The sequence below is a fragment of the Acinetobacter sp. C32I genome (genome assembly GCF_023702715.1).
Classification (GTDB): domain Bacteria; phylum Pseudomonadota; class Gammaproteobacteria; order Pseudomonadales; family Moraxellaceae; genus Acinetobacter.
In genome coordinates, this window is the sequence record NZ_CP098480.1 from 3,733,221 (window position 1) to 3,755,424 (window position 22,204).

Below are 22,204 nucleotides of genomic sequence, written 5' to 3' on the forward strand. Positions count from 1 at the left end.
GGTTCACAAGTCGATGCAAGTTGTTTAAACTCACCTGCCTTTTTATTGTGCTTATAACAAATGAAGTTCATTAATATTATTGGTACCACAGGTTCGGGTAAATCGACACTAGCCCGACAGTTGGCGCAAAAACAACAATTACAATATATCGAACTGGATAATTTACTTTGGCTGGATGATTGGCAAGAATCGGCCAATGAAGCCTTGTTTTTGAAGCTAAAAATCGCCATGAAAAATGCTACAGCAGGGTGGGTCATTGATGGTCTTTATACCCGCACTACTCCAATGATGATGGAGAAAGTAGATACCGTCATCTGGTTAGATTATGCCTTTCACATCAATTTATATCGTTTGACCAAGCGTACATTCGGGCGTGTGATCAGTCGGAAAAAGTTATGGGAAGATTCAAATAATCGGGAAAGTTTAAAATTGATGCTGTCTAAACAATCTATTTTTATCTGGTTAATTAAATCCTATCCAAAAAACCGAAAGAAATACTTAGCTTTGATGCAGAATCCAGACTATCAGCATATTCGGTTTATTCGTTTAACAACCCCAGCGCAAACCAGGCATTTTTTAGAGCATCTAAAAGGATAAGTACTCATCATCAATGTGGGTAAAATCATAGCTTATACAATAAGGAGGTGAGATGAAATTTATCAATGTCGTCGGCACATCTGCTACTGGAAAAACCACTTTTGCTCGTCAACTTGCCCAAAAGTTAGCGGTGGCTCATATTGAAATGGATGATTTATTCTGGCTGGATAATTGGCAAGAAACACCTGATCATGAATTTTTCCCAAAATTGCAAAGTCAAATGGGTCGAGCGACAGGTGGATGGGTCCTTGACGGTAATTATTCTCGAACGCAAGATTTGAAGCTGAGATATGTTGATACGATTATCTGGTTGGACTATTCATTTTCTTTAAATCTGTATCGTTCAGTCAAACGGGCCATTGCTCGGGCAGTCTCGCAAAAAAGATTGTGGCCAAACTCAAACAATCGAGAAAGTTTTAAGACCAGTTTTATGTCTAAGGATTCAATTATTTTATGGATGATTCGTCATCATGCTAAAAATAGAAAAAAGTATTTGGCAATGATGAATGATGCTCAATATCAGCAGATTCGGTTTATTCGTTTAACCTCTCCACAACAAGCAGAAAAGTTTTTAGAACAGATTAAGGCCGTGCAATGACATCTATTCGAGCAAAAGTGTTATGCCTATTTCGTCATAATGACAAGGTGTTACTTGCAAAAGCGTATGATCCCAACAAGGATGAATATTTTTTCAGACCGATCGGTGGTGGTATCGAGTTTGGGGAAACCTCTATTCAGGCAATTGAAAGAGAGGTCTTGGAAGAAATTCAGCAGCAGCTGACACAGCCAAAACTTATCTGCGTCATGGAAAATCTATTTAGCTTTGATGGGCAACAAGGCCATGAAATTGTGTTTGTATATGATGCTGAATTTATAGACTCGCATATGTATCAGCGACACGAGATACAGGGATGTGAACCCAATGGACATCGCTATATCGCCCAATGGCTGAGTCGAGAACAAATAGCACTCACTCAATATCCAGTTTATCCAAAAGGCATTGAGCAATGGCTATTCAATGTGTAGATCATCTTAAGCTTGAGTTTATGGACTCATTCGACAAATCTAAATGAAAGAATTGGTTGTAGGGTGATTCGGTATATTCTGCGAAAGCTGCACCTTGAACAAAACCAAACTTCTTATAAAGTTTGATTGCTGCATCAAAGTGACTATCTTTTCCTGTTTCTAAACTAATTCTTTGATAGTGACGTTGCTGGGCAAGTTCTAGTAAGTATTTCAGTAGTTGTGCTGCGACCCCTTGACGTAAATAGGCAGGGTGAGTCCGCATAGATTTGATTTCTGCGTGGTCGGGTGTCAGTTCTTGGATTGCGCCACAGCCCAGTAATTCTTTATCGCTCCATAAGGTATAGACGCTAATTGTATCTTTTTGCAGACTGCTGAGGTCTAATGCAAAACTATGTTCAAGTGGGGTATTTTGATGTAGGCCATGCAAGTGGATATAAATCAAATTTTGTACTTGTGGGTGAGAAAAGTCAGCTTTTTTAATGATCATTGTTATTCAAGCAAATTGTAGGGGGCTGCTTGATTATTAGCATATTTAAAATGCAGTGTTCAACTATATAAGGTTGAACACTGCATTGTCGTTATTAGTTGTGATGGCCATGTAACTGACGATATAAACCCGGTGTTACTCCAGTCCATTTCTTAAAGGCACGGTGGAAAGTACTGGTTTCACTAAAGCCGACTTGCTGTGCTACATCTTCAAGGGTGAGATTAGGCGTCAACAATAAATGAATCGCAGCATCACGACGCAAGGCATCTTTAACACCTTGGTAGCTTTTACCTTCTGCAGCCAAACGACGGCGTAAGGTTTGCGGTGATAAATACAACATTGCCGCAACATCATTGAGTGTTGGCATTTCCTCGCCAATTTGGCTTTTCAATACATCACGAATACGTGAAGTCAACGAATTGGTATTTTTGAATTTCACTAACAACTGGGCAGGTGCTGCTTTCAAGAACTCTTCTAAAGTCTTTTCATCTTGACGGATTGGGAGATCAAGATAATCCGCTGCAAAGGTAATTTCGGTACGTGGTGCATCGAATTGCATTACTGGAGCAAAGAACAATGCATCGTATTCATCAGCATGATTCGGACGTTCATAGCCAAAATGTACACGTTCTAAAGGTAGGCGGCGTTCAATCAACCATGATGCCAGACCATGCCAGATCATCAGCATGCTTTCAGTAATGAAATGATCAGGGTCTAAAGCTTTAGGAATGTGGGGGACTAAACGTGCTTCATGCTTGTCACGTTCCAAGCTCACAGACCATTCATCTCCAAACAGTTTGTAGAATTGAGAGGAGAGTTCCAGTGCTTGTCCAAGTGTTTTGGAGTGGATGATCAATTGGCACATGATTGCAAATGTACCCAAGCGACGTGGCTGTACATCGAAACCAACGTGTTCGTCTTGGGTCACCATCCATAACATTTTTACAAAACGAGTGTACTGCTCTGGAGAGATTCGAGCCTTCGGTTGGCGAAGTAATTCAGCCTCTATGCCGACATGTGAAAGTAACGTTTCAACGTCCATGCCTAGGCGTTTAACACCTGTTAAAGCCGCATTCACGAAGTGGATGCTGATCGTATCACGGCTCATATTGAATCCTTCAGTTTCTTTACTATTCACGATAATTGACCTAAATAACCGTCTAAAATAAAAAGGGCTTGTTGGTTGATCAGATATAGCTGCGACAATAGACATTTTTTAGATGGTACAAGGCATGGCTTGTGAAATTTAGTACTTCTAAATGAGCATGACATAACGCAGTAGCATCAAAAAATGCCTTTGTCCCTTAGGGTTGGGACAAAAATTTCCTCATACATCGTTACGAAACTCGGAAATGAATTGTCATTCCTATCGTTTCATGCCTCGTCTGATAAAATTTTTGCCAACAACGCAACATATATATGATCAATTAACAAGCCCTATGGCAATTGACAAGAAAAATAATTGCGCCTTGTATACATGTTAAATTGCCGAAACTATCAAGGTAAATGGCTGAACATGACATTGTTTTTGTGTTTATCCACACCTAGTATAAAAGAAAATTTGAACAAATTGAGTAAAAATTATTATGCCATCTGCACTAAAGGGATTGAAAGTCCTCGATTTTTCGACTTTATTACCAGGACCATTTGCCAGTATGTACCTTGCCGACATGGGTGCAGAAGTGATCCATGTGGAATCACCGACTCGCCCCGATCTGGTAAGGATTATGCCACCCTATGCCAATGGTCAGGCCACTGCGCACAGCTATCTGAATCGGAATAAGCAGTCGATTGCCCTTGACCTCAAAGATGCAGCCAATATTGAACTGATCAAAAATAAAATCTCTGAGTTCGATATTGTGCTAGAGCAGTTCCGCCCCGATGTGATGCGCCGTTTGGGTTTGGACTATGAGACCTTAGCGGAGATTAATCCACGCCTCATCTATTGTTCAATTACAGGTTATGGCCAAACAGGGGCTTATAAAGATCGTGCAGGACACGACATTAACTATTTAGCGTTGGCAGGCGTGTCTGGGCATAGTGGTCGTCAAGATGGTGGACCGCCACCCTTAGGAGTCCAAATTGCAGATGTGGCAGGTGGTTCTTTGCATGCAGTGATTGGTATTCTTGCTGCGGTGGTCGAGCGTCAACGCAGTGGTCTAGGTCAATATCTTGATATTTCAATGACCGATTGTGTGGCGAGTCTGAATAGTATGGCCGCTTCTGCAAGTCTGGCAGGGCAAACGCCACAAGCACCCGAGGCAGGAATGCTGAATGGGGCAAGCTTTTATGATTATTATCAAACCAAAGATGGTCGTTATTTCTCAGTGGGAAGTTTAGAGCCACAATTTATGACAGGCTTGGCTACAGCGTTAGAATTACCTGTACTCCTTGCAAAAGGAACATCGTTTGACCCAGAAGATCGTCAAGCGGTAAAGCAAGCCTTGCAGGAAAAGTTTAAAACACAAGACTTTGCTGAATGGCAAGATCTGTTCCAAAGTTTGGATATTTGTGTTGAGCCTGTACTCAGTCTGGATGAAGCCTTGGTCTCGCCAATGGCTCAACAAAGAGGCTGGGTGGTTGATGTGCCAGTATCGGAAAATGCATCACAAACTGAGCCACAGTTGGCCTGTCCGATCAAGTTTTCCCGTTCGCAAATGAAGTATGCCTTTATCGGTCAGGGTTTGGGTGAGGGTAAATGGTAGAAAATATGTGCGACTAATCACTGATTGTTAAAATATTGTACAGATTGTTAACATTTTGAATAAGTTGTAATTTAAAAATAAGAGTAACCTTTTATACACAATAACATAAAAGGTTACGTAAACATGACAATCTCTAAGTCTTTGATTGTTTCTTGTTTATCCGTTCTATCATTGAGTCTTTTCACACAACATACTCAAGCAGCTTCTTCCGCATTTGACCCAAATGGTCAATGGCTGTTTGGTGATTGGAACGGTCAACGCACTGCGTTGCAAGAACAGGGTTACAAATTTTCTGCTGATTACACTGGTGAATTTGCAGGGGTTTTAGATTCTAAACAACACTCAAGCCATGGCAGTGAATTCACTGGACAATTGGCGTTGGGCACAAACTTCGACCTAAATAAAATTTTAGGTTGGCAAGATACAGAGGCACAAATCACGGTGACATACCGTGATGGTCAGTCTTTGTCACAAACCGCAGATGGCTTACAAGGTCACCAAAGTTCTGTACAAGAAGTTTGGGGGCGTGGTCAAACTTGGCGTTTAACTGACCTCTGGATCAAAAAGAAATTTTTAGATCAAGCTTTAGATATTAAAGTCGGTCGTTTTGGCGAAGGTGAAGATTTCAACAGCTTTGACTGTGACTTCCAGAACTTGTCGCTATGCGGTTCTCAGGTCGGTAACTGGGTCGGTGACCAATGGTATAACTGGCCTGTGAGCCAATGGGCATTGCGTGTTAAATACAACTTGCAGCCGGATCTTTATGCACAAATCGGGGCATATGAATATAACCCTGAGAACTTACAGCGTGGCAAAGGTTTTAACTTAAGCACAGATGGTTCACGTGGTGCGATTATTCCAGCAGAAGTAGTCTGGAATCCTAAGCTGGGTGCATTGTCTCTGCCGGGTGAATACCGCTTTGGTTATTACTACAGTACAGCGGATGCCGCAGAAATCGAGAATCCTGCCAAGACTGGACATAAACAAGGCGGCTGGTTTACTGCGAAACAACAGTTGACTCGTCATGATGGTCAGTCAGATCGTGGTTTAACTGGCTTTGTTAATGTCACAGTGCATGATTCTAAAACCAATGCCATCAAAGACATGCAAAATGTTGGATTGGTCTATAAAGGTCTGTTAGATCAACGTCCTCAAGATGAAATTGCTTTAGGTGTTGCCCGTATTCATGCCAATGACAAAAACAATAGTCTATTGGATGAAGAATATAACACTGAGCTGTATTACGGCATTCATGCCACCAACTGGCTCACCATCCGTCCAAATATTCAATATGTTCACCATGTCGGTGCATTGAAGGATGGGGATAAGACCTGGGTGGGCGGTATTAAGTTCCAAACCATTTTCTAATTTTGATACTCGAGCAATTTTGCAGATGCAGTTCATATGGTGGGCGATATCTGCAAAGTTCTTGTTGTGATTTGAACTCGACCATAAAAAGAGACTTTATTTGCTTTTTATGGATCTAAAATATAAAAGATGCAAGGTGATCTTATGAATCAATCTGCTTCAAAATCTGGGCTTAGAACTTTGACGGTGGTGATTATCGCCCTGATTGCATTGTTCTTGCTCGTTGGCGGTATCTGGCTCGCAGCAATTGGCGGGTCTTTTTATTATGTGATTGCGGGCGTGCTGTTGCTCATTGTAGCAGTACAACTCTATAAACGTGCCTCAGGTCCATTGTGGGTTTATGCGGCATTGATGTTAGGTAGTGTGGTCTGGGGTGTTTGGGAAGTTGGAACCGACTTCTGGGCACTGGCACCACGTCTTGATATCCTTGGCATCTTAGGTTTGTGGTTGCTCATTCCAGCGGTGACGCGTGGGATTGATAACCTTACCTCAAGTAAAGTGGCATTGTCATCGACTTTAGCCATTGCAATTGTGGTGATGGTGTACTCGATCTTTAATGATCCACAAGAAATTAATGGTGTGATTCAAACGCCACAGCCAGCACAAGCGAAAGCAGTGGATGGCATTGCCCCTGAAGATTGGCCCGCATATGGGCGTAGTCAGGGCGGTGAACGTTATTCTCCATTGACACAGATCAATGATAAAAATGTCAAAGATCTCAAAGTGGCTTGGACATTACGTACCGGTGATTTCCGAACTGAAAATGATTCGGGTGAAACCACCAACCAAGTAACGCCAATCAAGATTGGAAATAACATGTTTATGTGTACTCCACATCAACATTTAATTTCGATTGACCCTGCGACAGGCAAGGAAAAATGGCGTTTTGATCCTAAACTCAAAACCGATAAAACCTTCCAGCATTTAACCTGTCGTGGTGTGATGTACTACGATGCTGCCAATACCACTGAATTTGCAACCAGTTTACAGGCGAAAAAGTCGACCTCAACCGAGTGTCCGCGTAAAGTCTTTGTTCCTGTGAATGATGGTCGTTTAGTTGCAGTCAATGCAGATACAGGTAAAGCATGTTCTGACTTTGGTCAAAATGGTGAAGTGAATTTACAAGAATTCATGCCATATGCTTATCCAGGTGGTTATAACCCAACATCTCCAGGTGTAGTTTCTGGTACCACTGTAGTGATTGCAGGTTCAGTGACCGATAACCATTCGAATAAAGAGCCATCAGGTGTGATTCGTGGTTATGACGTGAACACAGGTAAATTATTATGGGTGTTTGATACAGGTGCAGCTGATCCAAATGCAATGCCAGGTCAAGATACTCAATTTGTTCATAATTCACCAAACGCATGGGCGCCACTTGCCTATGACTCAAAACTAGATATTGTCTATGTTCCGACAGGTGTGGGTACACCAGATATCTGGGGTGGAGATCGTACTGAGTTGAAAGAGCGTTATGCCAACTCAATGCTAGCAATCAATGCAACCACGGGTAAACTGGTATGGCACTTCCAAACCACACATCATGATTTGTGGGATATGGACGTACCATCACAACCGTCATTGGCCGATATTCAAGATAAATCAGGTCAAACGGTTCCTGCGATTTATGTATTGACTAAAACAGGCAATGCCTTTGTTTTAGACCGTCGTAATGGTCAGCCGATTGTACCAATTACCGAGAAACCTGTTCCGCAAACTGTGAAATGGGGCCCACAAACCAAAGGTGAGTTCTACTCAAAAACTCAACCATTCTCTGACTTTGATTTAGCGCCGAAAGATAAATTGACGGATAAAGACATGTGGGGCGCCACCATGTTTGATCAGTTGATGTGTCGTGTGAAATTTAAACGTCTGAATTACGATGGTATTTATACACCACCTTCTGAAAATGGAACTTTGGTATTCCCAGGAAACTTAGGTGTGTTTGAATGGGGCGGTATGTCCGTGAATGCTGATCGTCAGGTTGCAGTCATGAACCCGATTGGCTTGCCATTCGTGAGTCGTTTAATTCCTGCAGATCCAAATCGTCAACCTGTGGCGCGTGGTGCTGGTACCGAGCAGGGCATGCAACCGATGTATGGTACACCATACGGTGTTGATATTAGTCCGTTCCTATCTCCACTAGGCTTGCCATGTAAACAACCAGGTTGGGGCTTTGTTGCAGGTGTGGACTTAAAAACTCATGAAGTGGTATGGAAAAAACGTATCGGTACTATTCGTGACAGCTTGCCAACACTATTCCAGTTACCACCAGTGAAAATTGGTGTACCAGGTTTAGGCGGTTCGATTTCGACTGCGGGTAATGTGATGTTTGTCGGTGCTACACAAGATAACTACATCCGTGCCTTTAATGTTTCAAATGGCGATAAGTTGTGGGAAGCACGTTTACCTGCGGGTGGGCAAGCAACCCCAATGACGTATGAAGCCAATGGCAAACAATATGTGGTGATTATGGCCGGTGGACATGGTTCATTTGGTACTAAAATGGGTGATTATTTGGTCGCTTATGCATTGCCAGATAAGAACTAATTTCATTTAGAAAATGATTGTAAAAGCTCAGATTCGTCTGGGCTTTTTCTTTTTATGGCAATTAGATAGGCTTATCAATAAAACCGTTAATAAATATGCAAAAAAAGCATTTTGTTGATGAATAAAAGCTCGCTATGCTAGTCGCCTTTATAATGAATGACTAGCCATACGCCATGTATTTATATACGGATTTCGATCAACAACTGATTAACCAACGTGTTGCTCAGTTTCGCGATCAAACAGAACGCTATTTAGCTGGAAAATTAACAGAAGACGAATATCGTCCATTACGTTTGCAAAATGGTCTGTACGTGCAACGTTATGCACCTATGCTCCGTATCGCTGTGCCGTATGGCTTGATGAATACCAAACAACTCAGAAAAATTGCTGAAATTGCGACAGAGTACGATCGCGGTTATGCGCATGTTTCAACTCGTCAAAATATTCAGTTGAACTGGCCTGCATTAGAAAATGTCCCTGACATTCTAGCTGAGCTAGCAACAGTACAAATGCACGCTGTACAAACTTCAGGTAACTGTATCCGTAATACCACCACTGACCAGTTTGCAGGTGTGGTTGCCGGTGAAATTGCTGATCCACGTCCGACCTGTGAATTGATTCGTCAGTGGAGTACCTTCCACCCTGAATTTGCTTTCTTACCGCGTAAGTTCAAAATTGCGGTATCGGCTTTAGAAGAAAAAGACCGTGCTGCTACTGCATTCCACGATATCGGTGTTTATCTAGTTCGTAATGATGCAGGTGAGATGGGTTATAAAATCATGGTCGGTGGTGGTCTGGGCCGTACCCCGATTATTGGTAGCGTGATCCGTGAGTTTTTACCACGCGAAGATTTAATTGCTTATTTAGAAGCGACCTTACGTGTCTATAACTTACATGGCCGTCGTGATAATAAATACAAAGCGCGTATCAAAATTTTGGTGAAAGCATTAACACCAGAAGTGTTTGCACAAAAAGTGGAAGCTGAATTTGAGCACACGCGTGAAACATTGAAGATTCAACCTGAAATCTTGAAAAAATTAGATGAAGAATTTACCCCATTTGATTATCAAGATTTGGAAGATCAGGACTTCACTGACTTATTCGCTGCACATCCGAAATTCAAACAGTGGTTTAACGTCAATACCAATGCACATAAAGTGAAAGGTTATCGTATCGTTACGATTTCTTTGAAGCGTGCGGGTATTGCACCGGGTGATGTCACCAGCGAAGAAATGAACTTAATTGCGGATTTGGCCGATAAATATACTTTCGGTGAGTTCCGTACCACGCACGAACAGAACATTTCATTGGTCGATGTGCCGCAGAAAGATCTATTTGAATTGTGGCAAACGCTTGAACACAGCGACATGGCACGTGCACATATTGGCTTTATTACCGATATTATCTGCTGCCCAGGCGGTGACTTCTGTTCATTGGCCAATGCTAAATCGATTCCAATTTCAGAAGCGATCAGCCGTCGTTTTGATGACCTAGACACTATTTATAATCTGGGTGAACTTGATCTGAACATTTCGGGTTGTATGAATGCCTGTGGTCACCACCATGTCGGAAACATCGGTATTTTAGGTGTAGATAAGAAAGGTGCTGAGTTCTATCAAATCACCCTAGGTGGTCATGCAGATCATGATGCATCACTTGGTGATATCTTAGGGCCTTCTTTTGCAGCCGAAGTTGTACCAGATGTAATTGATGAAATCTTGAATACTTACCTTGATTTACGTACCGAAGGTGAACGTTTTATCGATACCTATCGCCGTGTTGGTATTCAACCATTTAAGGAGCGTGCTTATGCTTAATACAACGCTACAAGTGCTGTTTAAAGATGGCACGATTGCTGACAATAGCTATCAAGTGATTGCTGAAGATGGAACGATTCCAGAAGGCGATGTGGTTGTAACAACTGCACAGTTGGATCAATTGGCGAATGTACAAGGCAAAAAGGCGCTTTACATTACTGTGAATGATTCACCTGAAACCCATCAATTTCCATTGAATGAGCTAGATGCCATTTTTATTGAATTTGCTGGTTTTAATGATGGTCGTGGTTATTCATTCGCTGCCTTATTGCGTCGCCAAGGGTATCAAGGTGAATTACGTGCAGTCGGTGATATCTTTAAGGATGTTTTAAATTATTTAAAGCGTTCTGGTTTTGATACCTTTGTCGTCAAAGAAGGTAAGGATATTCATGAAGCTGCTGCGGGGCTTCAAGATTTTACCAATCCGTATCAAGCATCGACTGCTGTACCACAGGCAAGCTATCAAACTGGCGCATAAGCAGATTGAAAGAAAAAAGCTGAACCTTGGTTCAGCTTTTTTTGTTTTAATGGTGAAGTTTACAATGATTACTCATCTAACTGACAATTGATCATCCATTTAATCCCAAACTGATCGGTAAACGCACCATAGAGTGCGCCCCAGAAGGTTTTTTCTAAGGGCATCTCAATTTGGCCATTTGCAGATAAAGCATTAAAGAGTCGTTGCGCTTCGTCTTGTTCATCTGGATCAAGATTAATTGAAATATAGTGGTTGTTACCTTGGGTAAATACGCTATTTTGAGCGCAGAATTGATCATTAACATCTGAAGCCATCAAGACGGTAAATTCATTGATGGGTAGGGAAACATGTAAAACCAAGTTCTTATCCGTTTCTGAAAGGCTGACGCCTTCAGTAGGTGGCATATCGCCATAACGGCTGAGCATGGCAAATTCTCCACCAAACACAGATTTATAAAAATTGAATGCTTGTTCTGTTTGTCCTTTAAAATTTAGATAATGATTAAGTTGCATATGGGACTCCTTGTTGTTTTTTTATACACAGCATAACTTATCGATATTTTGACTATAGGTGCATTATTTTTTGTAATCCAAAAAATAAAAATCCTGCATCAAGCAGGATTTTTATTGCATTCAAAGGGTTTAGATTAATTCAATCGCAACCGCAGTTGCTTCACCACCACCGATACATAGGGCTGCAACGCCTTTCTTACCGCCAGTACGTTTAAGTGCATGAATTAATGTCAGGATGATACGTGAGCCTGTAGAGCCAACAGGGTGACCCAATGCACATGCACCGCCATTGATATTGACTTTTTCAGCATCTAATTTGAAGTCATCGATTGGGCACATGGTCACCATGGCGAATGCTTCGTTGATTTCCCATAGATCTACGTCTTGCGCATTCCAGCCAGCTTTTTTCAATACTTTTTCGATTGCACCGACAGGGGCGATGGTAAATTCAGAAGGATGTTGAGAGTTAGAAGCAGTTGCCAGAATTTTTGCCAAAGGTTGTAAACCACGTTGTGCCGCAACTTCACTTGAGGTTAATACCAATGCCGATGCACCATCAGAAATTGAACTTGCGTTCGCGGCAGTAATCGTACCATCTTTTGCAAATGCTGGTTTTAATGATGGGATTTTATCGATTTTTGCACTTAATGGTTGTTCGTCTTGATCAACAACCACATCACCTTTACGGGTAGAAATTGTTACAGGAACGATTTCATCTTTGAAGTAGCCTTCAGTAATCGCCTTTTGTGCACGCTGCAAAGAACGGATGGCAAAGTCATCCATCTGTTCACGGGTATAGCTACGTTTATTCGCCATATCTTGGGCAAATGAACCCATTAAACGACCAGTTTCAGCATCTTCCAAACCATCAAGGAACATATGATCCTTAATTTCACCATGACCCATACGGTAGCCAGCACGTGCTTTTGGTAATACATATGGTGCATTGGTCATTGATTCCATACCACCTGCAACCACGATCTCGGCACTCCCTGCTTTAATCATATCTGCTGCTTGCATCACCGCTTTCATGCCAGAACCACACAGTTTGTTAATGGTCACTGCACCGGTAGAGTCTGGTAAGCCCGCTTTACGCATTGCTTGGCGCGCAGGGCCTTGTTTTAAGCCTGCAGGTAAAACACAACCCATGATTACTTCTTCTACATCAGTCGGTTGCAGGCCAGAACGGGCAATTGCTTCTTTAATGGTAACTGCACCTAATTCTGGTGCTGTAACACCAGATAATGCACCTTGGAAGCCGCCCATTGCTGTACGAGCGCCATTAACGATTACGATATCAGTCATGATGTGTCTCCACACTTATAATTTATAAAAATGTTCCAAACTTAAGCAGTATAGTAAAAAAAGGATCGGAATAAAGTGTTTTACCCATTTTAGGCTAGACTGAAGAGTTTTTAGCAACTTGATAACTTTTCAAAACGAATATTACCCATACGGCTCAAGACAATTTTAGTATGATACTGAGGAGACTCGGAACAGTAGATAAAGCTGCCATTAGAGGCAAAGGGGAGGCCATTCTCAGCTTGAAAAACAAGAGTGTTGGGACTTCGTCCAAAAGACCTAAAACTGAGGTGACCATATTTATGATTTAGGGGAGCACTGAAAAGTAGTGTCTCATTTGGATCGCGTTGGTTATTTCGATTAAGATCAATAAATCCGATAAAACCTTTATTCCAATCTGTGGCACAGTTCTCAAAATCAGAACTTGGGCAAAGCATCACATTTTTATGATAAAGTTGTGCATCCGTTTTTGCTTTTTGTATATGAATTGTGAGGATTCTTCTGAGATGTTTTATTTCATTAGAAGCCATTATTTCACTAAAATAAGGAATGGAAATGGTGCTCAAAATTGCCAAGATTCCAGCGGTGATGATTAACTCAATCAAAGTAAAGCCAAAAGATTTAAACATATTCTACCTATTTATTTTAATTAACTTTTTTATTAACAGCAGGTTAAGTGGAAACTCCATCTTTCTGATGAATCTTTCTAAAAAATAAGTTAAGATTTACTAAAGCATAAGCTCTTGAACAATAATTCATTCGTGTAGCAGATGGGAATTTAAAATTTACTGAACTACAACGGAAATTGTAAGAAATTTTGTCAATAATTTATGAGGTTAAAGTTATCAAGCACTTGGAAAATTCATCAAGTGTTTGTATGATTCAAAGTGAAGTGAATAGCTGAAAAAATAATACTGTAGAACATCACTGTTCTCAGGACGAAAAATCATAGGCTGAGCTTACACAACAAACAATTGTTATCTCTGGAGGATATCCATGAAATTGAGTCGTATTGCACTTGCTATGCTTGTTGCTGCTCCTTTAGCTGCTGCGAACGCGGGCGTAACAGTAACTCCATTAATGCTTGGTTACACATTCCAAGATTCTAAACACAACAACAGTGTTAATAATTTGACTAATGGCGCAGAAATTCAAGACGACTTGTTCGTTGGTGCTGCATTAGGTATCGAATTAACACCTTGGTTAGGTTTTGAAGCTGAATATAACCAAGTGAAAGGTGATGTAGACGGTGCTACTCCTAACGCTGAATACAAGCAACAACAAATCAATGGTAACTTCTATGTTACTTCTGATTTAATCACTAAAAACTATGACAGCAAAATCAAGCCTTATGTATTATTAGGTGCTGGTCACTACAAATATACATTCCAAGATGCTAGCTCTACTCAATTAGATCGTGCTGGTCGTGGTCTAAAAGAAGAAGGTACTCTGGGTAATGCAGGTTTTGGTGCTTTCTGGCGCTTAAACGATGCTTTATCTCTTCGTACAGAAGCTCGTGGTACTTATAACATCGACGAAGACTTCTGGAACTATACAGCACTTGCTGGTTTAAACGTAGTTCTTGGTGGTCACTTGAAGCCAGCTGCGCCAGTTGTAGAAGTTGCTCCAGTTGAACCAACTCCAGTTGCTCCACAACCACAAGAGTTAACTGAAGATCTTAACATGGAACTTCGCGTATTCTTCGATACGAACAAGTCTGACATCAAGCCACAATACAAGTCTGAAATCGCTAAGGTTGCTGAGAAATTAGCTGAATACCCGAATGCGACAGCTCGTATTGAAGGTCACACAGATAATACTGGTCCACGTAAGTTGAACGAACGTTTATCTTTAGCGCGTGCTAACTCTGTTAAGTCTGCACTTGTGAATGAATACAACGTAAATGCAACTCGTTTGACAACTCAAGGTTTCGCTTGGGATCAACCGATTGCTGACAACAAGACTAAAGAAGGTCGTGCTATGAACCGTCGCGTATTCGCTGCGATTTCTGGTAGCCGTACTGTTCTTGTACAACCAGGTCAACAAGCTCAATAATTTGAGTTTATGAACTGAAAAAAAGCGACTCGTTAGAGTCGCTTTTTTTATGGATATATAGGTTTTTGTAGCATTGATGTAAAACTAAAACATAAGGATTCAAAACTAGAATAATCTTGCCTTAACTTTGGATACATTGTGGGAATTATTTAGTTTTATTGAAAAGATTTTGCTACCTTGTTAAAATTTTGATTAAAAAGTGATAAGCTCTCACAGCTTTATTAGATGTTGTTAAAATAGAATTTTCTAGATTTTTGGGAGAGAAATAAGTGGTTTTTTCAGTGGCTGCTAACTAAATGTTGTCAAATACTTGGAAAATTGATCAAGTATTTGTATGATTCAACATAAAGTGAATGACTGAAAAAGATACAATAAGATTATTTCTCAGTATTCAAAAACTATTAGAGTTTAGAGAACAAACAATTTTTTGTTTTTTGGAGGATATTCCATGAAAATGAGTCGTATTGCACTTGCTATGCTTGTTGCTGCTCCTTTAGCTGCTGCGAATGCGGGTGTAACAGTCACTCCATTAATGCTTGGTTATCACTGGTACCCTGAGAATGCTCAGGATAAGATGCGTGATACTTTGCGTGATCGCGATCCTCAAGGTCGTGGTGATGCTGGCAGTTTAAAAAATGGTGTTGCGTTACAAAGTGATTTACTTGTTGGTGCTGCTATTGGTGTGGAATTAACACCTTGGTTACAAGCAGAGATTGAATATCAACAAACTAAAGCTGATGCAGCTCGTAATGAAAAAACCAATTTCAATGGCCAGCCTTGGGATGCAAAGCAACAAACTTTAAGTTTGAATGCAATTGCTACGGCTGACGTATTCACTGGTAACTATGACAGCAAAATCAAGCCATATGCTTTATTAGGTGTTGGTCATTCTAAAATCACAATTGATAACCCAGGTTGGGATCGTCGTTCATATGACACTATCAGCAACTTAGGTGGTGGTGTGTTATGGCAAGTGAATGATGCTTTAACACTTCGTACAGAAGGTCGTGCGGTTTATAATTACGACAACAAATGGTGGGAAGGTCAAGCCTTGGCGGCACTTCAAGTTGTTGTTGGTGGTCACTTGAAACCTGCTGCTGCTCCAGTGGTAGAGGTTGCTCCAGTTGAACCAACTCCAGTTGCTCCACAACCACAAGAGTTAACTGAAGATCTTAACATGGAACTTCGTGTATTCTTTGATACGAATAAATCAGTTATCAAACCACAATACAAGACTGAAATCGCTAAGGTTGCTGAGAAGTTAGCTGAGTTCCCGAATGCGACAGCACGTATTGAAGGTCACACAGATAACACTGGTCCACGTAAGTTGAACGAACGTTTATCTTTAGCGCGTGCTAACTCTGTTAAGTCTGCACTTGTGAATGAATACAACGTAAATGCAACTCGTTTGACAACTCAAGGTTTCGCTTGGGATCAACCGATTGCTGACAACAAGACTAAAGAAGGTCGTGCTATGAACCGTCGCGTATTCGCTGCGATTTCTGGTAGCCGTACTGTTCTTGTACAACCAGGTCAACAAGCTCAATAATTTGAGTTTATGAACTGAAAAAAAGCGACTCGTCAGAGTCGCTTTTTTTATATGAGGGGGCTAGGGCTAGGTAATAAAACATTGAGATTCTCCTTTGTATTTAATGGTTTTAAAATATTTCAATAACGATTAATGATTTACCATCTCTCTTTTTTTAGCTGCTGCTTGGTATTTTGTCTTTCACGCCGATGCTGAGCACGAGGTTTTTCTGTTTCATGAACTCCACCTTTGTGTAAGAGAGGAGAAAGTGCTACGGGATTACGAGCTTTAATTTTTGGCATTTCTTTGAGTTTCATGTGATTATCCTTTGATACATAAAATTTGTTTGAGGGTATGTACAATTTCAATCAAATCAGATTGATTGGCCATGACTTGATCAATATCTTTATAGGCAGCAGGAATTTCATCAATCACCGCACTGTCTTTACGACATTCGATCCCTTGGGTTTGCTGAATCAAATCATCCTGACTAAATAGCAATTTGGCTTTGCTGCGGCTCATCTTGCGTCCTGCGCCATGTGAGCATGAACAGAAGGACTCAGGATTGGCCTTACCTTTTACAATATAGGAGCGTGCTCCCATTGAGCCAGGAATAATGCCTAACTCATCCAGTCCTGCCCGAATGGCTCCTTTACGGGTGATGAGCAGGTCTTCACCATGGTGAGTTTCTTGACTGACGTAATTGTGGTGGCAGTTAATTGCTTCTTTGGTCATTTGAAAAGGTGGTAGCAGTGGGCGGATTGCCTCTAAAATCAGACGCATCATTTCACGTCGATTTTCAAATGCATATTCTTGTGCCCATTCCACGGCTTCAACATAATCATTAAAGCTATTTGAGCCTTCAGCAAAATAGCTCAAATCTTTATCTGGCACATGGCCAAAACGGTGTTGTGCTTCTTTCTTTGCCAGTTCAATGAAGTAGGTTCCAATGACATTACCTAAACCACGACTGCCAGAATGTAGCATCACCCAAACATCCTGATTTTCATCAAGGCAGAGTTCGATGAAGTGATTCCCACCGCCTAAAGTTCCCAGTTGTTTTTGCCAAGTTGCATCAAACTTTCTTAACATTCGAACTAAGCCGGGATGTTTTTTAATGATCGGTTGTAAGCGTTTTTCAAGTGGGATGATACTTGAAGCTTTTGCTTTCACTTGTTTGTGTAATTCAAAGCCTACAGGGACTTTGCGTTCGATCGCATGACGCAGAGGTGCAAGGTTATCTGAAAGCTGTGAAGCTTTTAGATTGAGCCTTATTGCGTTCATTCCACAACCAATATCAACACCGACAGCGGCAGGAATGATTGCATGCTTGGTTGGAATGACGCTGCCTACGGTGGCACCTTTACCCACATGTACATCAGGCATCACGGCAATATGCGAATAAACAAATTGCAGTTGTGCCATCTTTTTGAGTTGTTCAATGCTTTCGCTATCAATATCGGTCGTGAAAATTTTCACTGGAACGCCATATTGTGCATCGGCATTGAGTATTTTTTGTATGCCCATTTTCTTGTCTCGGGATATTTTAATTTTTCGTCCGAATAGGCATAAAAAAACCTAGCGAATGCTAGGTTAAATAGAGCATTCGGACAAGTGATCAATCGATTTGTACACTTGTCCGTGAGTCGACAGTGCCAAACCTTATTGTGTGGTTCCTTGTGGTAATGGCATGTTGTCGTCCTCCTATCATGTGGTGCCGTTGAAAATATGAGCGAGATTTTACTCATATTTTCATTTGGGTCAAGTAAAAAGCGGTTTTTTATTCGCCTTCTTTCACATTCATATCTTTATAAGCAATCAGTTTGGTCTTGTGTTTCCACTTATAGCCCAGCCAAATCGCCAAGAATAATGGAATACTAATATAGGTTGAAATTAAACCTAACCAGTCAATTTTTCCGCCAAGTAAAGCTTGGTAGTTTTGACCTAAGATGATGATTGAACAAAGAATAAATGCAAACCAAGGTGCAAATGGGAAGAATTTGGCACGGTAAGCCAGATCTTCAACTTTATAGCCTTGAGCAATATAGCCTTTACGGAAACGATAATGTGAAATCGCAATGCCTAGCCATACAATGAAACCACACATCCCTGACATGTTGAGTAACCAGTTAAAGACCTGTTTCTCGCCAATAAAGGTGGTCAGGAAGCACAGTGCAGCAACCGCAGTGGTTGCATAGAGTGCATTCATTGGTACGCCACGGCCATCCAGTTTGGAGAACCATTTTGGCGCGCGGCCTTCTTTTGCCATATCAAATAACATACGGGTAGAGGAATACATGCCCGAGTTACCAGCAGATAAGATTGCACTGAGAATCACCGCATTCATTAAGCTTGCAGCAAAGGCAAAGCCTGCTTTTTCATACAATAAGGTGAATGGTGAGAGGGCAATATCTTCACTTTGCGCTGCTTTTAATAGCAGTGGATCATCATAGCTGACTAATGTACCGATGATGAAAATACAAAGGATATAGAACAGTAAAATACGCCAGAAGATTTGTTTAATTGCCAATGGAATGGTCTTTTTAGGATCTTTGGATTCACCTGCTGCAACCCCAACCATTTCAGTTCCCTGAAAGGAGAATCCAGCAATCATGGCCACACCGATCAAGGCTTGCAAACCACCGACAAAAGGCGCTTCTTTATAAGTCCAGTGCTGAAATACCGATACATTTGGTGTCATCATGATTTTGAAAATCATCCAGATACCAATAATGATAAACACAATAATCGCAATTACTTTGATCAAGGAGAATAAAAATTCACTCTCACCAAAGCCTTTGACGGTTAAGGCGTTAATACCAAAAATAATGGCAAGGAAAATGGCACTCCAGTAGAACCCCGGAATATCGGGGAACCAGAATTTCATGATGAACTGGACGGCAACCAATTCAAAGGCAACCGTAATCGCCCAGTTGTACCAATAGTTCCAACCCAAGGCAAAACCAAAGCCATCTTCGACATAGCGGCTACCATAGGTAAAGAATGCACCCGATGTTGGATTGTGCGTGGCTAACTCACCTAAGCTGGTCATCAAGAAATAAATCATGATCCCGATGAGGGCGTAGGCCAATAATGCGCCACCAGGACCTGCATTGGCAATGGTTGAACCTGACGCAAGGAATAAGCCTGTGCCGATCGATCCACCAATGGCAATCATGTTCAGGTGTCGAGCCCCGAGCTTGCGCTGAAGGTGTTGAGGAGCAGATGTATCGCTCATAAAAATTCCTTAAACTGTTTATTTCGCACAGGCATATAAAACCTTGAATCCTTGTTGATCTGCCTTGACCTGACATTGGCCAAAACTTTGCTCAATGAGAGGCGGGTAATTCAAAAAACGATTTGCCACAATCCATAATTCACCTGAGTTTTTCAGATGCTGTTTCGCACGTTGGCAAAGTTCTTCGCTTGCATCGTAATTGGTATGAATTCCCTGATGAAAAGGCGGATTGCTGACGATCGCATCTAAATCATTCGGTGCATCCATAAAGCCAGTTACAGCTTGTAGGTTTAACTGGTTGAGATTCAGATTGTTTTTCTGAAAAGTCAGCTCAGTCGATCGTAATGCAAACGCATCAACATCAAGTGCAAAAATTTGCTGGTTTGGATTTAGCTTGGCTAAATAAGCACTAATAATTCCGGCACCACAACCAAAGTCGGCAATCTTACCTGATTTTACTTGACTAAGGTAAGGGACTAATACGGCTGTACCGACATCTAAATGATCTTGACTAAATACACCAGGTAAGGCACAGACCTGTAATTGGTCTTGATCTATTTGAACTGTATAGCTTTTTAACCACTGTTCTAGTGGTTTTAACTGTTCAGTTTTTTCAATTTTCATTTGCCATAATTGACAGTGGCGTGCGCTATCTAATTTGAGGGGCTTGCCATATTGCTGCAGTTGTTTTGCTGCTCGTTCAACACCGCCTTTTTTTTCACCGACGAGAAAAATATTTTGATCAAGTGTTAAATGACTAACGACGACGTGCAAAATATAATTAAGGAGTTCTTTTGATTTGGGAACGAAAATAACAACCTGATCAAACGGTGCTTGCGGGAATTCAACTGAAAAATGAGAGGTAATCCCCGTGTTCAAGAACGCTTGATGATCAGCATAATTCCAAGTCCATACTGAGGCTTGGACTTTATTGGGTAAATTTTTGGCGAGTTGATCATTTGGGGCATTGATCAGTAAGACTTGCCCATTTAAATAATCTTGTTGTCTGATGACAACTTCACTACGTGGATCCATTTTGATCTCTCATCAAAAACAAAGCCCAGTCGTGAAACTGGGCACTTGCGATTGTTGGTTGATTATTTATGTGTTTCAGGTAAAACAATATTTAAAATTAGGGCAGCGATACCACCTGTTGCAACACCTGAACTGAAAATATTCTTAAATAATTCAGGTAGGTGCTCAAGAATCTGTGGTACTTGTGCAACACCGAGACCGAGCGCGAGTGAAATCGCAATAATCAACAAAGCACGACGGTCAAGGTGAATACTGGAAAGAATATTGATACCAGACGCAGCAACAGCCCCAAACATCACCATGACAGCGCCACCAAGTACCGCTTGCGGTACGGCTTGAATCACGGCAGCAACAGCAGGGAATAAGCCTAGAATCACCAAGAGTACGGCAATCCAAATCCCGACATAGCGACTTGCTACACCCGTCAATTGAATCACGCCATTATTTTGTGCAAATACAGAACTTGGGAAGGTATTGAAGATACCTGCTAGGAAAGAGTTGGCACCGTTGACCAGTACGCCACCTTTAATGCGTTGCATCCAGATTGGGCCATCGACTGGCTGATTAGATATTTTACTGGTCGCGGTAACATCACCAATTGCTTCAAGTGAGGTGACCAGATAGATGAATGCCATCGGAATAAACAAGCTCCAAGAGAAGCTCAGTCCAAAATGCATCGGCGTTGGAATTTGAATTAAAGGAGCATCTTGCAGTACGGAGAAGTTTAAATGCCCCATAAAACCCGCCAGCACATAGCCAATCACCAGTGCAATTAAAATAGCTGAACTTTTAACCCAAATAATTCGAATGCGATTCAATAAGATAATAATGCCCAGTACAGTACATGACATGATCAAGTTATCTGCATTGGCAAAGGTGTTGTCCTGCATCGCAGTATAACCACCGCCCATGCTAATCAGCCCTTCTTTAATGAGGGTCAGACCAATCAACAGCACCACAATACCTGTGACTAATGGGGTAATCAGCTTTTTTACCCACGGTAAAATCCGAGAAACGCCCATTTCAATAAATGAACCAGCAATCACCACCCCAAAAATGGCAGCCATCACTTGTTCAACGGGTGTACCTGCAGCAACCATTGCACTTCCAATACCAATAATTGGACCAATAAAGTTAAAACTTGTACCTTGAACAATGAGTAGCCCTGCACCAAATGGCCCAACTTTTTTACATTGTAAAAAGGTTGCAATTCCTGAAATGATTAAAGACATCGAAAGGATCATATTGGTGTCTTCGCGAGAGACGCCAAGTGCTAAACAAATCAGTAAACCGGGGGTGACAATTGGGACTAAAATCGCCAAAAGATGCTGTAAAGCGGCTAAAAATGCAACAAAAGGTTTCGGGCGATCATTGAGCCCGTAGACCAGATCAAGCTGCTGCTGAGGTTGTGAATTCGACATGGGAGTATAAAAAGCGAGAGGCATTAGTGGAATATTCTAATAGAGTTAGCTCGCTTTACCAACGATTCTATGACACTTCGTCAGA

20 protein-coding genes are annotated in these 22,204 nt (G+C 41.4%); 10 read left to right on the forward strand and 10 right to left on the reverse strand.

Annotated features, from left to right (window positions below; all coding sequences use genetic code 11):
- Positions 1–60: 60 nt before the first annotated feature.
- The 3 genes from NDN13_RS17840 to NDN13_RS17850 are packed head-to-tail and all read left to right on the forward strand — an operon-like array spanning position 61 to position 1,623.
- A complete protein-coding gene (locus tag NDN13_RS17840; RefSeq protein WP_251116409.1) occupies positions 61–597 on the forward strand; it encodes an AAA family ATPase in 537 nt (178 codons plus the stop codon).
- 52 nt (positions 598–649) lie between these two features.
- Positions 650–1,195, forward strand: a complete 546-nt coding sequence (locus NDN13_RS17845) for a P-loop NTPase family protein (RefSeq protein WP_251116410.1) — start codon at positions 650–652, stop codon at positions 1,193–1,195.
- A complete protein-coding gene (locus tag NDN13_RS17850; protein WP_251116411.1) occupies positions 1,192–1,623 on the forward strand; it encodes an NUDIX hydrolase in 432 nt (143 codons plus the stop codon). The genes NDN13_RS17845 and NDN13_RS17850 overlap by 4 nt, the downstream gene beginning before the upstream one ends.
- Position 1,624: 1 nt before the next feature.
- On the opposite strand, the gene NDN13_RS17855 is transcribed toward NDN13_RS17850, so the two are convergent.
- Positions 1,625–2,110, reverse strand: a complete 486-nt coding sequence (locus NDN13_RS17855) for a GNAT family N-acetyltransferase (RefSeq protein WP_251116412.1) — start codon at positions 2,108–2,110, stop codon at positions 1,625–1,627.
- Positions 2,111–2,204: 94 nt separating this feature from the next.
- The gene (locus NDN13_RS17860) at positions 2,205–3,218 is read right to left on the reverse strand and encodes an AraC family transcriptional regulator (protein ID WP_004652394.1); all 1,014 of its coding nucleotides are present in this window, start codon (positions 3,216–3,218) and stop codon (positions 2,205–2,207) included.
- Positions 3,219–3,696: 478 nt separating this feature from the next.
- Here NDN13_RS17860 and NDN13_RS17865 point away from each other — a divergent pair, with 478 nt between their 5' ends.
- The 5 genes from NDN13_RS17865 (at position 3,697) to NDN13_RS17885 (ending at position 11,028) form a co-directional block, all read left to right on the forward strand.
- The gene (locus tag NDN13_RS17865; protein WP_251116413.1) at positions 3,697–4,815 is read left to right on the forward strand and encodes a CaiB/BaiF CoA transferase family protein; all 1,119 of its coding nucleotides are present in this window, start codon (positions 3,697–3,699) and stop codon (positions 4,813–4,815) included.
- 144 nt (positions 4,816–4,959) lie between these two features.
- Positions 4,960–6,183 carry a carbohydrate porin gene (locus tag NDN13_RS17870; RefSeq protein ID WP_251118266.1) on the forward strand — a complete coding sequence of 408 codons (1,224 nt, stop codon included), beginning with the start codon at positions 4,960–4,962 and terminating at the stop codon, positions 6,181–6,183.
- A 144-nt stretch (positions 6,184–6,327) separates the two neighbouring features.
- The gene (locus NDN13_RS17875) at positions 6,328–8,733 is read left to right on the forward strand and encodes a glucose/quinate/shikimate family membrane-bound PQQ-dependent dehydrogenase (RefSeq protein WP_005208740.1); all 2,406 of its coding nucleotides are present in this window, start codon (positions 6,328–6,330) and stop codon (positions 8,731–8,733) included.
- A 173-nt stretch (positions 8,734–8,906) separates the two neighbouring features.
- Complete coding sequence (locus NDN13_RS17880; RefSeq protein WP_004802867.1) at positions 8,907–10,550, forward strand: nitrite/sulfite reductase; 1,644 nt, start codon at positions 8,907–8,909, stop codon at positions 10,548–10,550.
- On the forward strand, positions 10,543–11,028 hold the full coding sequence (locus tag NDN13_RS17885; RefSeq protein WP_251116414.1) for a DUF934 domain-containing protein: 486 nt from the start codon (positions 10,543–10,545) through the stop codon (positions 11,026–11,028). Before NDN13_RS17880 ends, NDN13_RS17885 begins: the two co-directional genes overlap by 8 nt.
- Positions 11,029–11,096: 68 nt before the next feature.
- Here NDN13_RS17885 and NDN13_RS17890 read toward each other — a convergent pair whose 3' ends face one another.
- The 3 genes from NDN13_RS17890 to NDN13_RS17900 all read right to left on the reverse strand — a co-directional run bounded on the left by NDN13_RS17890 (position 11,097) and on the right by NDN13_RS17900 (position 13,471).
- Positions 11,097–11,540 (reverse strand): VOC family protein, encoded by a 444-nt coding sequence (locus NDN13_RS17890; RefSeq protein ID WP_251116415.1) that lies wholly within the window; start codon positions 11,538–11,540, stop codon positions 11,097–11,099.
- 129 nt (positions 11,541–11,669) lie between these two features.
- On the reverse strand, positions 11,670–12,845 hold the full coding sequence (locus tag NDN13_RS17895; RefSeq protein ID WP_251116416.1) for a thiolase family protein: 1,176 nt from the start codon (positions 12,843–12,845) through the stop codon (positions 11,670–11,672).
- 110 nt (positions 12,846–12,955) lie between these two features.
- On the reverse strand, positions 12,956–13,471 hold the full coding sequence (locus tag NDN13_RS17900; RefSeq protein WP_251116417.1) for a GspH/FimT family pseudopilin: 516 nt from the start codon (positions 13,469–13,471) through the stop codon (positions 12,956–12,958).
- Positions 13,472–13,838: 367 nt separating this feature from the next.
- On the opposite strand from NDN13_RS17900, the gene omp38 (NDN13_RS17905) reads away from it, so the two are divergent.
- A complete protein-coding gene (gene omp38, locus NDN13_RS17905; RefSeq protein WP_251116418.1) occupies positions 13,839–14,897 on the forward strand; it encodes an outer membrane protein Omp38 in 1,059 nt (352 codons plus the stop codon).
- 448 nt (positions 14,898–15,345) lie between these two features.
- Entirely contained in the window at positions 15,346–16,446 is a 1,101-nt protein-coding gene (gene omp38 / locus NDN13_RS17910; protein WP_251116419.1) for an outer membrane protein Omp38, read from the forward strand.
- A 137-nt stretch (positions 16,447–16,583) separates the two neighbouring features.
- On the opposite strand, the gene NDN13_RS17915 is transcribed toward omp38 (NDN13_RS17910), so the two are convergent.
- The 5 genes from NDN13_RS17915 to NDN13_RS17935 all read right to left on the reverse strand — a co-directional run bounded on the left by NDN13_RS17915 (position 16,584) and on the right by NDN13_RS17935 (position 22,119).
- Positions 16,584–16,742, reverse strand: a complete 159-nt coding sequence (locus NDN13_RS17915) for a hypothetical protein (protein ID WP_251116420.1) — start codon at positions 16,740–16,742, stop codon at positions 16,584–16,586.
- Between the two features lie 4 nt (positions 16,743–16,746).
- Positions 16,747–17,952 carry an RtcB family protein gene (locus NDN13_RS17920; protein WP_251116421.1) on the reverse strand — a complete coding sequence of 402 codons (1,206 nt, stop codon included), beginning with the start codon at positions 17,950–17,952 and terminating at the stop codon, positions 16,747–16,749.
- A gap of 253 nt (positions 17,953–18,205) precedes the next feature.
- Complete coding sequence (locus NDN13_RS17925; RefSeq protein WP_251116422.1) at positions 18,206–19,663, reverse strand: amino acid permease; 1,458 nt, start codon at positions 19,661–19,663, stop codon at positions 18,206–18,208.
- 18 nt (positions 19,664–19,681) lie between these two features.
- Complete coding sequence (locus NDN13_RS17930) at positions 19,682–20,698, reverse strand: methyltransferase (RefSeq protein ID WP_251116423.1); 1,017 nt, start codon at positions 20,696–20,698, stop codon at positions 19,682–19,684.
- Between the two features lie 62 nt (positions 20,699–20,760).
- Positions 20,761–22,119, reverse strand: a complete 1,359-nt coding sequence (locus NDN13_RS17935) for a uracil-xanthine permease family protein (protein ID WP_251116424.1) — start codon at positions 22,117–22,119, stop codon at positions 20,761–20,763.
- Positions 22,120–22,204 lie beyond the last annotated feature (85 nt).

What these genes read in the sequence shown, in the direction of transcription:
- NDN13_RS17935 (WP_251116424.1), bottom strand. Translation starts at nt 22,119, where the DNA reads ATGTCGAATTCACAACCTCAGCAGCAGCTTGATCTGGTCTACGGGCTC.
- NDN13_RS17915 (WP_251116420.1), bottom strand. Translation starts at nt 16,742, where the DNA reads ATGAAACTCAAAGAAATGCCAAAAATTAAAGCTCGTAATCCCGTAGCA.
- omp38 (WP_251116419.1), top strand. Translation starts at nt 15,346, where the DNA reads ATGAAAATGAGTCGTATTGCACTTGCTATGCTTGTTGCTGCTCCTTTA.
- NDN13_RS17855 (WP_251116412.1), bottom strand. Translation starts at nt 2,110, where the DNA reads ATGATCATTAAAAAAGCTGACTTTTCTCACCCACAAGTACAAAATTTG.
- NDN13_RS17865 (WP_251116413.1), top strand. Translation starts at nt 3,697, where the DNA reads ATGCCATCTGCACTAAAGGGATTGAAAGTCCTCGATTTTTCGACTTTA.
- NDN13_RS17885 (WP_251116414.1), top strand. Translation starts at nt 10,543, where the DNA reads ATGCTTAATACAACGCTACAAGTGCTGTTTAAAGATGGCACGATTGCT.
- NDN13_RS17850 (WP_251116411.1), top strand. Translation starts at nt 1,192, where the DNA reads ATGACATCTATTCGAGCAAAAGTGTTATGCCTATTTCGTCATAATGAC.
- NDN13_RS17845 (WP_251116410.1), top strand. Translation starts at nt 650, where the DNA reads ATGAAATTTATCAATGTCGTCGGCACATCTGCTACTGGAAAAACCACT.
- NDN13_RS17930 (WP_251116423.1), bottom strand. Translation starts at nt 20,698, where the DNA reads ATGGATCCACGTAGTGAAGTTGTCATCAGACAACAAGATTATTTAAAT.
- NDN13_RS17860 (WP_004652394.1), bottom strand. Translation starts at nt 3,218, where the DNA reads ATGAGCCGTGATACGATCAGCATCCACTTCGTGAATGCGGCTTTAACA.
- NDN13_RS17925 (WP_251116422.1), bottom strand. Translation starts at nt 19,663, where the DNA reads ATGAGCGATACATCTGCTCCTCAACACCTTCAGCGCAAGCTCGGGGCT.
- NDN13_RS17840 (WP_251116409.1), top strand. Translation starts at nt 61, where the DNA reads ATGAAGTTCATTAATATTATTGGTACCACAGGTTCGGGTAAATCGACA.
- NDN13_RS17920 (WP_251116421.1), bottom strand. Translation starts at nt 17,952, where the DNA reads ATGGGCATACAAAAAATACTCAATGCCGATGCACAATATGGCGTTCCA.
- NDN13_RS17880 (WP_004802867.1), top strand. Translation starts at nt 8,907, where the DNA reads ATGTATTTATATACGGATTTCGATCAACAACTGATTAACCAACGTGTT.
- NDN13_RS17900 (WP_251116417.1), bottom strand. Translation starts at nt 13,471, where the DNA reads ATGTTTAAATCTTTTGGCTTTACTTTGATTGAGTTAATCATCACCGCT.
- NDN13_RS17895 (WP_251116416.1), bottom strand. Translation starts at nt 12,845, where the DNA reads ATGACTGATATCGTAATCGTTAATGGCGCTCGTACAGCAATGGGCGGC.
- NDN13_RS17890 (WP_251116415.1), bottom strand. Translation starts at nt 11,540, where the DNA reads ATGCAACTTAATCATTATCTAAATTTTAAAGGACAAACAGAACAAGCA.
- NDN13_RS17875 (WP_005208740.1), top strand. Translation starts at nt 6,328, where the DNA reads ATGAATCAATCTGCTTCAAAATCTGGGCTTAGAACTTTGACGGTGGTG.
- omp38 (WP_251116418.1), top strand. Translation starts at nt 13,839, where the DNA reads ATGAAATTGAGTCGTATTGCACTTGCTATGCTTGTTGCTGCTCCTTTA.